General features: G+C 69.6%; 16 protein-coding genes. 13 read left to right on the top strand and 3 right to left on the bottom strand.

All coding sequences use genetic code 11. From position 1 onward, the window contains the following. Positions 1-50: 50 nt before the first annotated feature. The gene (locus ACZ7PG_RS20180) at positions 51-599 is read left to right on the top strand and encodes an HD domain-containing protein (RefSeq protein ID WP_470240539.1); all 549 of its coding nucleotides are present in this window, start codon (positions 51-53) and stop codon (positions 597-599) included. Here the strand turns inward: ACZ7PG_RS20180 and ACZ7PG_RS20175 are convergent. The 3 genes from ACZ7PG_RS20175 to ACZ7PG_RS20165 all read right to left on the bottom strand — a co-directional run bounded on the left by ACZ7PG_RS20175 (position 587) and on the right by ACZ7PG_RS20165 (position 2,366). Continuing rightward, on the bottom strand, positions 587-1,063 hold the full coding sequence (locus ACZ7PG_RS20175; protein WP_470240538.1) for an NUDIX hydrolase: 477 nt from the start codon (positions 1,061-1,063) through the stop codon (positions 587-589). The genes ACZ7PG_RS20180 and ACZ7PG_RS20175 overlap by 13 nt on opposite strands. A gap of 5 nt (positions 1,064-1,068) precedes the next feature. Then, the gene (locus tag ACZ7PG_RS20170) at positions 1,069-1,806 is read right to left on the bottom strand and encodes an XRE family transcriptional regulator (RefSeq protein WP_470240537.1); all 738 of its coding nucleotides are present in this window, start codon (positions 1,804-1,806) and stop codon (positions 1,069-1,071) included. A 233-nt stretch (positions 1,807-2,039) separates the two neighbouring features. Then, positions 2,040-2,366, bottom strand: a complete 327-nt coding sequence (locus ACZ7PG_RS20165; protein WP_470240536.1) for a GntR family transcriptional regulator — start codon at positions 2,364-2,366, stop codon at positions 2,040-2,042. Between the two features lie 116 nt (positions 2,367-2,482). Here ACZ7PG_RS20165 and ACZ7PG_RS20160 point away from each other — a divergent pair, with 116 nt between their 5' ends. The 12 genes from ACZ7PG_RS20160 (at position 2,483) to ACZ7PG_RS20105 (ending at position 10,243) form a co-directional block, all read left to right on the top strand. After that, a complete protein-coding gene (locus tag ACZ7PG_RS20160; protein ID WP_470240535.1) occupies positions 2,483-2,659 on the top strand; it encodes a hypothetical protein in 177 nt (58 codons plus the stop codon). Between the two features lie 40 nt (positions 2,660-2,699). Then, positions 2,700-2,993: a hypothetical protein gene (locus ACZ7PG_RS20155; RefSeq protein ID WP_470240534.1), complete on the top strand. Its 294-nt coding sequence runs from the start codon at positions 2,700-2,702 to the stop codon at positions 2,991-2,993. Between the two features lie 110 nt (positions 2,994-3,103). Then, entirely contained in the window at positions 3,104-3,376 is a 273-nt protein-coding gene (locus ACZ7PG_RS20150; protein ID WP_470240533.1) for a hypothetical protein, read from the top strand. Next, positions 3,373-3,801 carry an RRQRL motif-containing zinc-binding protein gene (locus tag ACZ7PG_RS20145; RefSeq protein ID WP_470240532.1) on the top strand — a complete coding sequence of 143 codons (429 nt, stop codon included), beginning with the start codon at positions 3,373-3,375 and terminating at the stop codon, positions 3,799-3,801. Before ACZ7PG_RS20150 ends, ACZ7PG_RS20145 begins: the two co-directional genes overlap by 4 nt. 97 nt (positions 3,802-3,898) lie before the next feature. Further along, positions 3,899-4,102: a hypothetical protein gene (locus ACZ7PG_RS20140; protein ID WP_470240531.1), complete on the top strand. Its 204-nt coding sequence runs from the start codon at positions 3,899-3,901 to the stop codon at positions 4,100-4,102. Further along, on the top strand, positions 4,099-4,344 hold the full coding sequence (locus ACZ7PG_RS20135; RefSeq protein ID WP_470240530.1) for a hypothetical protein: 246 nt from the start codon (positions 4,099-4,101) through the stop codon (positions 4,342-4,344). The genes ACZ7PG_RS20140 and ACZ7PG_RS20135 overlap by 4 nt, the downstream gene beginning before the upstream one ends. Next, on the top strand, positions 4,341-4,640 hold the full coding sequence (locus ACZ7PG_RS20130) for a hypothetical protein (protein WP_470240529.1): 300 nt from the start codon (positions 4,341-4,343) through the stop codon (positions 4,638-4,640). The genes ACZ7PG_RS20135 and ACZ7PG_RS20130 overlap by 4 nt, the downstream gene beginning before the upstream one ends. Further along, positions 4,637-5,737, top strand: coding sequence for a hypothetical protein (locus ACZ7PG_RS20125; RefSeq protein WP_470240528.1), 1,101 nt, complete (start codon positions 4,637-4,639; stop codon positions 5,735-5,737). The genes ACZ7PG_RS20130 and ACZ7PG_RS20125 overlap by 4 nt, the downstream gene beginning before the upstream one ends. 17 nt (positions 5,738-5,754) lie before the next feature. After that, positions 5,755-7,932 (top strand): cell division protein FtsK, encoded by a 2,178-nt coding sequence (locus tag ACZ7PG_RS20120; protein WP_470240527.1) that lies wholly within the window; start codon positions 5,755-5,757, stop codon positions 7,930-7,932. 258 nt (positions 7,933-8,190) lie between these two features. Continuing rightward, a complete protein-coding gene (locus ACZ7PG_RS20115) occupies positions 8,191-8,358 on the top strand; it encodes a hypothetical protein (protein WP_470240526.1) in 168 nt (55 codons plus the stop codon). A gap of 2 nt (positions 8,359-8,360) precedes the next feature. Continuing rightward, on the top strand, positions 8,361-9,296 hold the full coding sequence (locus ACZ7PG_RS20110) for a bifunctional DNA primase/polymerase (protein WP_470240525.1): 936 nt from the start codon (positions 8,361-8,363) through the stop codon (positions 9,294-9,296). Next, positions 9,296-10,243 carry a DNA cytosine methyltransferase gene (locus ACZ7PG_RS20105; RefSeq protein ID WP_470240524.1) on the top strand — a complete coding sequence of 316 codons (948 nt, stop codon included), beginning with the start codon at positions 9,296-9,298 and terminating at the stop codon, positions 10,241-10,243. Before ACZ7PG_RS20110 ends, ACZ7PG_RS20105 begins: the two co-directional genes overlap by 1 nt. The last annotated feature ends 25 nt before the right edge of the window (positions 10,244-10,268 follow it).

The following is a 10,268-nucleotide window of genomic DNA, read 5'->3' as shown; positions in this document are numbered from 1 at the left end:
TTGACGAGTAGAACCGATAGACGCGACCGCGACCGGTAGCGTGGAGCACCATGTTCACCGTTGAGGGCGCGGCTGAAGTCGCTGAAGGTCTGGTGGCCCCGCTGGGACGTCGTTGGTCACATGTCCGAAGTGTCGCTTTGCGCGCTCGCGATCTTGCCCCAGCGCTGGCGCCGCAGGATGGTGACACCTTGGTGGCTGCCGCATGGCTGCACGACATCGGGTACTCCCCCGAGATCGCCCATACGCGGTTCCATCCGTTGGATGGCGCCCGATACCTGCGTGGGCAAGGTTGGCCCGCCGAGGTCGTAAACCTCGTCGCGCACCACTCCGGAGCGCGGTTCGAAGCCGAGGAGCGCGGCCTAGTTGCCGAACTCAGCAAGTTTCCGTTCGAAGACACGCCGATCCTGGATGCACTGGTGACGGCGGACCTGACAACCGGCCCTGAAGGCGAACGCCTGACGTACGAGGAGCGGGTAGCCGAGATCCTGAAGCGCTACCCCGCCGACGACCCGGTGCATCGAACCTGGGTGAAGGCAGCTCCGATCCTCAAGGAGTCGATCATTCGAACAGAGGCGCGACTCGCAGGTCAGCCCAGGTAAGGAACGGTCCGGGTGTCGTCTAGAGCGTGGTCGATCCTGAGCCGCATCGACGGGTGCATGTTCAGGCCATCCAGGTCGGCCGGCGCCACCCAACGCACGGCTTTCGTCTCCGTGCCATCCTCCCGCGGCTTTCCGCCGATCCATCGGCCCTCGAAGCACAGCGAGAACTGCTGCCGAACCTCACCGTCGTCGTAGGCCATGACGTGCCGAGGATCGGTGTAGGTGCCCACCAGGCGGACGACTTCGACGTCAACGCCAGTCTCCTCGCGGACCTCCCGAACAGCGGTTTCCGTGATCCGCTCGCCTACGTCGTGACCGCCCCCAGGAAGTGCCCAGAGGTCGTTGTCGATCTTGTGGATGAGAAGTAGGCGGCCCATGTCGTCGCGAACAACGACCGTGACGGACGGCACCACGCTGTTCGCGGTGGGAGCAGTCGGATCGTCGAAGTAGTCCACACGAGTCATGGCATCTAGCCCTTCTCCGGGACCCCGAGGTCCCAGATACGTTCGAACGATCGCATGAAGTGGTCCCACATCTGACCGTTCGGCTGCCGCTTCAAGTGCATGACCGGGCTTTGTCCCGCTAGCGCACCGAACGCGTGGCCGTTGACAAGCAGGTCATCGTCGAACCGGTACAACGAGTTGTAGAGGATCTCGCCGTGCGTGCGGACCTCGACGCCGTCGAGGTCGGCGACGTCGGACAGGTAGCGCCGCATCAGCTGAACACGGCCTTCGAGTCCGCCCGGCGTTCGTTCTTCGACCGCTCGCTGGATGACTGCCGGGGATGTCTCGTTGCCGACTAGGAGGCGGAACCGCACGCCTGCCTGCGCCTTCTGTCGAACAAGAGGGACGAAGTTGTACTGCTCAACAAGGAATGCCCCCGAAAACACCAGAACGTCCATGCTGCGTTCTATGCCGTTCAGCAGTGCTTCCCAACCGGCGCCGGTGATTGCGGAGCGCGATTCGTACAGGTGCACAAGCTCGGACTCAGTGGGTGCCGGCCGGGGGTTCGCTGCGAGGGACGGCCAGAGGTCTTCCTCGCGACCTCCTACGACGGAAACGATCTTGTGTCTAGTGCCCCGGTGTGGCACACGTTCCTTGCTGATCCAGCGGTCGGCGGTCTTCGGATCGACACCGACCGCGGCCGCTAGCCGGTCAACGTCCAGATTTGCGGCAAGCATGGCTGTGCGGAGCCGGTCATTCGCCATGGTGGGACCTCCTCGCGCGCGGGGACGTTTGGGACGTTTCCGCGGGACGCTTGGCGTCCCGCGGACGTCCTGAAAGATCTCCAGAAGTGTGGTCCCTACGTCCTTTGATCTGCGGTTTTCTTAGATCACGCCGCCGGACATAGCGGCACGAACCGAGAGGGATGGAGGAGATCATGACCGACAAGACGTCTCCGATGGCGGCGAACAGAGGCGGTGCCCCTTCAGTCGGCACCTCACTTGCCGGCACCGTCTTCGATCTGCTGAACGCGAGCCGAAAGGTTCGCCACGGTTGCGCGCAGGTCTCGCAGCTGTTCTTCCACGCTCGCGGCCTCATCGGGGACCCCGGTCACGAAGACTCCGACCGCTGGCGTAGTCCTGACCCAGCCGTCGTCTTGTAGCACTCGGAGAGCTTTCTGGGCGGTGCCAAGGGCTACACCGTGTTGCTCGGCAAGATCGCGGTTGCCTGGCAGCTTGTCGCCCGGTTGCAGGACTCCGCTCCGGATTCTCTGGCGGATCGACTCCGCCACTCGCTCGTAGACAGCTCCACTCGCGTGCTCCATCTGATCAGACTACAGCTCTGACCCATGCCGACATAGGTCACCTGTTTGGACGACTTGCAACTGACTCATGCTGATCTATATTGATTTATGTCAGAACTCGAACCAGGGAGAACGAAGTGGCCAAGCAGCAGGGGTTTCCGGTCCTCAAGACCGGTTCGGGTGTTGGTCGGAAGCTCGCCGGTCTGGCGTTGCTGGTCGCGGCGCTGGTGTTCGTCGTGTCATCGCCGCTGGAGGCGGCCGCACTCGTGCGGCACGTCGTGCAGAGCCTCGTGACCTTCTTCCGCTCGTTCTGACTGCCCGCTGACCTGCAATTTCTCTGAAGGGACTTCCCAGATGGACACCAATGTTTATGGCCGCTGGCTCGACACCGCCGCGCTGTTCGTCGACCAGTTCGCCGGCGAGGCCGTGCACCCGGACGGGCTGACCGAAGCGTCGATCGACGCGCTTTTGGAGGACGTAGACCGCGAGCTGGCCGCCGACGAGTTCGCCGCCGAGGCCGCGTACCGCTTCGACTTCAACGACCAGCGCCGGGTGAGCCGGGCGCGTCGCCGGGCCGGGCGTGAGGTGCTGCGGACGCTGCCGACCCGGGTTTCGGTGGCCTGGTCATTCGACGGCGAGGCCGCGTGATGGCGGCCCGTCTGTTCTTCAGCCCCGACGCGGCGGCCCCTTCCTGGCAGAACGTGCCGACCGCGCCGGGTTCCACCGAGCAGTCGCGAAACCGTACGGAGGAACACCAGATGGTAGACACCACCAGCCCGGTCCGCGAAGCCACGACCATCCGCTACACGCCGGCCGAGCTGAACCGGCTGGTCTCGTGCGAGATCGCCAGCCGTCTGCGCGAAGTCGCGCTGTCGCTGGCCTCGAACGTCGCGTTCCTGCTGGCCAACGAGTCAGTGCCGACACAGGTCAAGCGGGATCGCGTCCGCGCCTATCTCGACGTCGCGACGCAGCTGCGGCTGCTGGCCGTCGCCGAGCTGGACGGCCTGACCGCGGGGCAGGTGGCCCGGTGAACCCGCGCAACCGCAAGCAGGTCGTGACCACGGTGTTCGACGGCCGCACGCACTACGTCGCGCTGTGCCGCGGCGAGCGGGACGGGCTGCCGGTGTTCGGGTGGGGCGAGGCCCCCTCGACCCTGCTCACCCGCACTCAGCTGCGTGAGGTCGGGTTGCGACCGAACGGGCAGGACCCGGTGGCGTTGCTGGTGTTCCGGCACGTCAAGCCCTACGCCCGGGAGACCGTCGCGGAGCTGTTCTCCGTCGAGCGGGCCGCGGTCAAGCGTCCGGCATCGCCGGGGCAGCTGGACCACGCGATGGAGGCCCGCCGTACCTGCGTGGACTGCGGCGAGGTGCAGGACTACTGCGTGCCGACCAGCACCCGTCAGTGCTGGACCTGCTTCGAGATCGAGCAGGCCGACCGGGTGGGGATGGCCGCGTGAGCAGCAACGACTCCGGCGCATGGCACGGCCGCGTGCAAGCCGAACAGGAAGCGATCGAGCGTGCGCGCCGCGAAGCCGCCGCCAAGGAGGGGAACCGATGAGTGACGAAGACGGCTTCAACCCGGACGGCTTCTACTGCGACGACTGCACCGACTTTCACGAGAGCGTCGACGACTGCCCGATGACGCTCTACCCCTGCCCGGACTGCAAGGAGCTGTCGGTCCTGGTCCAGAGCGGACCGGCTCCGGACGACCCGCCTGAGGCGTACTGCCAGGACTGCGGATGGGAGTCGCCGGCATGAACACGTTCGAGGTGTTGCAGGAGCGCGGAACCCTCGCGCTGATCCGGTTCGCCGGCACCGTGTGCCTGTTCCTGGTCCTGCATCTGCTGCGCATCCCGCTGGTCATCGCCGAACGGATCTTGGCCGGCGTGCTGGTCCGGCTCGACCGGGCCGCCACGCGGCAGGCGTCCCGGCCGCCGCGCCGGCGCGTCAACCAGTTCTTCCCCGCAGGTTTCCCGACCGGGCAGGAGGTGCCCCGATGAACGTCCCCACCGAGAAGCGGACCCGCTTGGAGCAGGCCATGGAGTGGGCGGTGTGGCACTTCGGCGAGCTGGCCGGCGTCCTCGGGCCGCTGGCCCTCGCGCTGGTGTTCACCCCGTGGTTCGCCCTGGTGTCGGCAATCGTCGCCGCGGGGTGGGCGGCGCACGAGGTGCGCGACCACCGCGAGCAGACCCGGCTGCGCGCCGGCACCGCCGACCGCAAGCAGCTGCCGGCGTCGCCGACCGCCGACAACGCCGAAGAGAGGACCGACCACGAGAGCCGGGAGGTGACCCGATGAGCTGGGCAGACGAGCGCCGCGCCACCCGCGCGGCAGAGGCCGAGATCCAGCGGCAGGACGCGAACGCCGCGCTGGACCGCAAGCTGCGCGCGCAGAGCGTGGCGGCCGAGCAGCGCCGCGCCGACACCACGGCCGCGGCGAAGCTGGCCGAGCAGGAGCGCAAGGCCCGCGAGGCTCGCCGGGCCGCCGCGCTGGCTCGCGTGGCGGGGTGGTTGTCGTCGAACCGGGTGCGGCTGCCAATCTACCTGCTCGCGCTGGTGTCCGCGGGCATGGCCGTCCCGGCGATGGCCGGCTATGGCGTGGGCGTTTACGGCGACGGGACGGGCGCGGCACTGCCGGCACTCTCCGAGCTGGGCATGTGGGCCTTCGCTTTCGCCGTCGAGATCACTCGGCACCGCCACCCGGAGCGGCCGGTGTGGGCGTTGCAGCTCGGGACGTGGGTGTTCGCCGGCGTCGGGTTCGCCCTCAACGTGCTGCACGGCTGGCACCGCGGCTGGGACGCCGCGGTGGTGATGGGCATCGTGTCCGTCGCCGGCGTCATCGCGCACCAGCTCGCCGTGGCCTCGCCGCCGCGGTCGCCGGCGGAGCGGGCCGCCGCCCGGATCGAGCGCACGACGCTGCGCAAGGTCGCCCGGGTCCAGCGGGCCGCTGTGCGGACCGCGGTCGCGGAGCTGGCCGCGGACGGCACGGCGCGGCTGGTGTTCACCCCGGGTCGCTACACCCTCGACGGCCGTCGATTGGCAGCGGTGGTCGACCCGGACCGGCACGTCGCGGACGTGCTCGACGACGAGATCGCCGCGTTCTTCGCACAGCAGGACCAGGCCCCGCGCCGCGATGACGGCCCGATCTCCGATGCCCCGATCCTGACCCTCGATCGTCCGGCGGACCAGCCGAAATCGACCCGCAAGCCCCGACCGCCGCGGGCGCCGAAGACGCGCTCGATCGAGGATCTGCGCGCCGCGTTCACCGCCGCGCTCGACAACCCGGACGTGGCGATCAACCCGAAGTCGGCGGAGTCGATCCGCAAGACGCTGCACTGCGCGCCGAAGTACGCCCGGCAGCTGCGCAACGAGCACGCCAATCCGAACCGCAAGTGAGCCCGGAGGACACGATCATGAGCACCGACACGAACCCGGGCGCCGGCGAGCTGGCCACTGTCCACCACCTGCCTATCGTCGCCGAGCAGGGCGAGGCGATCGAAGGCGAGATCGTCACCGAGGAGGAGTACCAGCGCCTGACCTCGCAGAAGGCCCGCGCGATCGCCCGGTACCGCGGCTACGGCCGTGACGTGGTGCTGGCCGCGAGCGTGGCGCGCAAGGCCGCGACGCACGAGAAGACGAAAACAGCTCTCAACCACGGTCTGACGGTGGTTCAGGGGCTGGACTCGTGGCGTGGGCGGATGTGGGACGCGAGCACGATGGGCGTCTACCGGCGGCAGATCAAGGCCGCCGAAGCGATGGGCGACCAGACGCTGGTCGCCGACTGGTTGGAGCGCAAGGCCCGGGTGCAGGACGCGCGGCACCGCCGGCTGATGGACCTGCCGAAACTGCTGGTCGGGCTGGTCAAGGCCGGCGTGATCGGCCTGGCTGCGCTGGTGGTGATCGTGCTGCTGATCGGGCTGTTGGTGCAGCTGTCCGGCGCCGGCGAGTTCACCCGCGTGGTGGGCGGGGTGATGGACGCGCTCCGGTTCGTCTTCACCGCCGTGGCGTGGGCCTGGACGCCATTGGTGTTGGTCGCGCCTTATGTGCTCAGCGTGGGTGTGGTGCTCGCGGCGTGGCGCGAGGGCCGCCAGCGCGGCAAGGTCCCCACCTGGCTCGCGACGTCCACACAGGACTCCGATGTGGCGATCGACGAGACGACCATCGCGCAAGCCCTTGGCGCGCTGCGGATTCCGCAGATCACCAACTACCTCAAGGAAGGCTTGCCGATGCAGTACCTCACCCCGGCTCGCCGGGACGGCCGCGGCACCCACGCTGTGGTGCGGCTCCCGGCCGGGGTGACCGCGGAAAAGGTCGCCCGCCGGCGCGCTGACCTGGCCACCGGCCTGCATCGGCTGTCCAAAGAGGTCTGGCCGACCACCGGCAGCGAAGCCGGAATCCTGGACCTGTGGGTGGCCGACAAGGGCGCGCTGTCCGAAGGCGCCGGGGACTACCCGCTGCTGGAAGAGGGCACGGTGGACGTGTTCCGCGGTGTCCCGTTCGGACGGACGCTGCGCGGTGAGCCGATGATGGCGCCGCTGTTGGAGCGCAACACCATCTGCGGTGGCATGCCCGGTCAGGGCAAGTCGTCCGCGGCCCGGGTCATCATGGCCGGCGCCGCGCTTGATCCGACCGCTGAGCTGCGGATTTGGGTTCCGGACGCGAACTTCGACTTCGAGGTGTTCGCGCCGCGGTGCTCCCGCTACGTGATGGGCGCCGAAGACGACAAGATCGCCCAGATTCTCGCTGACCTGCGGGAGCTGCACGCGGAGGTACAGCGCCGTGGTGACCTGCTGGTCAAGTACGAGATTCCGGCGGTGACGCGTGAGTACGCGTCGAAGAACGTCGGGCTGCACCCGATCTTCGGCCTGTTGGAGGAAGCCCACGTGGCGATCCAGTACCCGAAGTACGGCAAGGAAATCTCACAGCTGCTGGTGGACATCGTCCGCCTGGGCCGCAAGCGCGCCATCCACCTGATCGTCTCCACACAGGCCCCAACCAAGGACAGCATGCCGAGGGACGTGACCCGTAACTGCTCCAACGGCATCGCGTTCGCGGTCGGTGACCACGTCGCGAACGACGCGCTGCTGGGGCAGGGCGCGTACTCCGCCGGGCACCGCGCGACCGAGCTGATTCCCGGCACCGACAAGGGAACCGCGGTGGTCAAGGGCTTCTCCGGGGAGCGCTCGGAGATCGTGCAGGTCTACTTCCTCGACGTGTCCAAGGACCACGACCAGGTCACGCCGATCATCGAACGGGGCTTGGCGGCGATCGCCAAGTGCGGTCGCGTCCCCTGGTCCACCAGGGAAAACGGCGAATTGGAGGCGCCGCCGGCGCCGCGGAACCTGCTGGAGGACCTCGACGAGGTGCTTGGGGATGAGCCGGTGCCGGCCGCGAAGGTGGCGCCGCTGCTCATCGCGCTGGCCACCGACTACAGCGGCCTGACGGGCAAGCAGCTGTGCGCCGACCTCGCTGCGGCGGGGGTCAAGGTGCCAAGCTCGCAGAACCGCTACCCGGTCGACCCGGTCACCATCCGTAAGGCTCTGGCAGGTCAGGCGACCGCCGACCTCGACGAGGACAACCAGCCCGGTTAGCTCGCTCGCCGGCCCGCGCGCGCCGCAGAGTCCGGCCGGAAAACCGGCCGTCGGCGACCGGCTAACCCGCCTAACTCGACTCACTTTCCGCTGGCCAGCAGCCTGACTGGGTGGCTAACCCGCCGAGTTAGGAACCTAACCGGAAATCCGCGGCCTAACTCACCGATCTCACCCGCTACGCGACACCACACCAGGTGCCTGCGCCAGCCGACCCTACCCAAAAACAGGCACACACCGTCACCAACGGAAGGACCTGAGATGGCGACTCAGTACGCGCACATCGGCAAGAAGTCCTGGTGGTCCGGCGACATCAAGACCCTCTGCGGACTCACCATCCCGTCGGACAGCGCCCAATCGCTGTGGTTCCCGATCTTCACCAAGACCTGCCCGGCCTGCGAAGCGGTCAAGCAGAACGGAGGCAAGTAGCCATGGACACGACCACGTTGGACGCTGCACTCGACGCCGCTTCGCGCGGCTGGCACGTCTTCCCGCTCCGCCCCGGCAGCAAGCGCCCCGCCGGGCACCCCGAGGACCGCTGCCCCGGCGCCGGCCGATGCGCCGGCGGACACCGCACGTGGGAGCAGCGCGCCACCACCGACCCCGCCAAGATCCGCGCCGCGTGGACGCACGCGCCGTACGGCATCGGCGTGGCCACCGGGCCGTCCGGGCTGTGCGTGCTCGACCTCGACACGCTCAAGCCCGGTGAGGACGTGCCGGCCCGGTGGGCCGCGGCCGGCGCGCGGTCCGGTGAGGACGTGCTCGCCGTCGTCGCCGCCGAAGCCGGGCACGAGCTGCCCGGTGACACGCTCACCGTCCGGACCCCCTCGGGTGGGCTGCACCTGTACTTCCGGGTTCCGGGGGACGTGACACTGCGCAACACCAGCGGTGACCGCGGAACCGGGCTCGGGTGGAAGGTCGACACCCGGGCGTGGGGCGGCTACGTCGTCGGCCCCGCCACGACCACCGACACCGGCCGCTACGCGTTTGTCCGGGACGGGCCGGTGGCGGAGCTGCCGGGCTGGCTGGTCGAGCGGCTCACGCCCGCCCCGTTGCCCGCGGCGCCGGTGCTGCCGATCCGCCCGGCCGGTGACCGGCGCTCCCGCTACCTCGACGCCGCGGTGCGCGCGGAAGCCGGGAAGGTCGCCGACGCCAGCAGCAACCGCAACGCCACCCTCTACGCCGCCGCGGTCGCCCTTGGACAGCTCGTGGCCGGGGACGCGCTCACCGAAGACGAAGTCCGCGCGGCGCTGATGACCGCCGCGGGACGGCACATCGGGACGCGGCACTTCACCGCCCGCGAAGCGGATTCCACGATCACGTCCGGCCTGCGCGCCGGCGCCAACCGACCGCGAAAGGTGGCCTGATGTCCACACAGGACGAGCAGGTGGTGGAAGGGTTCGCCGGTCCCGGCGGCTGGTCGCAGGGCCTGCGGCTGGCCGGGTTCCGCGGCCGTGCCCGCGGGGTCGAGCTGAACGCGAACGCGTGCGCGACCGCGCGGGCGGCCGGGCACGAGCGGGTGCACGGCGACGTCGCCGCGGTCGACCCGCGGCTGTTCGGCCCGGCGGACGGGGTGGTCCTGTCCCCGCCGTGTCCGGGGCTGTCGGTAGCGGGCTCTCGCAGGGGGCTCGGGGACCGGCCGGGGATCGCCGACCGGATGACCGCGTTCGCCGCCGGTGAGGCCCCGCCCGCTCTGGCGTGGGCGGACCCACGCTCGCCGCTGACGGCGGAGCCGCTGCGGTGGGTGCGGGCGCTGGCGCCGCGGTGGGTGGCGCTGGAGCAGGTCCGTGCGGCGCTGCCGCTGTGGGATCACGCCGCGGACCTGCTCGCCCAGCTCGGCTACCGAGTCTGGTGCGGGGTGCTGGCCGCGGAGGACTACGGGGTCCCGCAGACCCGCCGCCGCGCCGTCCTGATCGCCCGTCGCGACGGGCTCCCGGTGGGGCGGCCGGATGTCACGTCCCCCGTGCCGGTGTCGATGGCGGACGCGCTCGGGTGGGGCGGGGCGGTGCTGGTGTCCAACTACGGCACCGGCGGCGACCCGAAGCGCCGTGGCCGGCGGCCGATGAGCGCGCCGGCGTTCACGGTGACCGGCCGATGTGGACGCAACAAGTGGGAGTGGCCGGACGGCACCCGTCGCGCGCTCACGCTCGCCGAAGCCGGGCAGTTGCAGGGGTTCCCGGCGGACTACCCGTGGCGCGGGGACGTGACAGCGCGGCAGCAGCAGATCGGCGACGCGATGCCGCCGCCGCTGGCCGCCGCCGTCGTCGCGCCGCTGCTCGCCCGCGTCGCCGTTCCGGTCCCCGCCGCGGCCTGACCGCTCGAACCATTTGGGAGAGACC

The organism is Amycolatopsis sp. NPDC114504, assembly GCF_055633595.1.
Note: the sequence above shows the minus strand (reverse complement) of the source record. Positions and strands in the feature narration are given on the sequence as shown.

Coding starts and splice junctions, on each gene's coding strand:
- ACZ7PG_RS20180 (WP_470240539.1), top strand. CDS start 51: ATGTTCACCGTTGAGGGCGCGGCTGAAGTCGCTGAAGGTCTGGTGGCC.
- ACZ7PG_RS20175 (WP_470240538.1), bottom strand. CDS start 1,063: ATGACTCGTGTGGACTACTTCGACGATCCGACTGCTCCCACCGCGAAC.
- ACZ7PG_RS20170 (WP_470240537.1), bottom strand. CDS start 1,806: ATGGCGAATGACCGGCTCCGCACAGCCATGCTTGCCGCAAATCTGGAC.
- ACZ7PG_RS20165 (WP_470240536.1), bottom strand. CDS start 2,366: ATGGAGCACGCGAGTGGAGCTGTCTACGAGCGAGTGGCGGAGTCGATC.
- ACZ7PG_RS20155 (WP_470240534.1), top strand. CDS start 2,700: ATGGACACCAATGTTTATGGCCGCTGGCTCGACACCGCCGCGCTGTTC.
- ACZ7PG_RS20150 (WP_470240533.1), top strand. CDS start 3,104: ATGGTAGACACCACCAGCCCGGTCCGCGAAGCCACGACCATCCGCTAC.
- ACZ7PG_RS20140 (WP_470240531.1), top strand. CDS start 3,899: ATGAGTGACGAAGACGGCTTCAACCCGGACGGCTTCTACTGCGACGAC.
- ACZ7PG_RS20135 (WP_470240530.1), top strand. CDS start 4,099: ATGAACACGTTCGAGGTGTTGCAGGAGCGCGGAACCCTCGCGCTGATC.
- ACZ7PG_RS20130 (WP_470240529.1), top strand. CDS start 4,341: ATGAACGTCCCCACCGAGAAGCGGACCCGCTTGGAGCAGGCCATGGAG.
- ACZ7PG_RS20125 (WP_470240528.1), top strand. CDS start 4,637: ATGAGCTGGGCAGACGAGCGCCGCGCCACCCGCGCGGCAGAGGCCGAG.
- ACZ7PG_RS20120 (WP_470240527.1), top strand. CDS start 5,755: ATGAGCACCGACACGAACCCGGGCGCCGGCGAGCTGGCCACTGTCCAC.
- ACZ7PG_RS20115 (WP_470240526.1), top strand. CDS start 8,191: ATGGCGACTCAGTACGCGCACATCGGCAAGAAGTCCTGGTGGTCCGGC.
- ACZ7PG_RS20110 (WP_470240525.1), top strand. CDS start 8,361: ATGGACACGACCACGTTGGACGCTGCACTCGACGCCGCTTCGCGCGGC.
- ACZ7PG_RS20105 (WP_470240524.1), top strand. CDS start 9,296: ATGTCCACACAGGACGAGCAGGTGGTGGAAGGGTTCGCCGGTCCCGGC.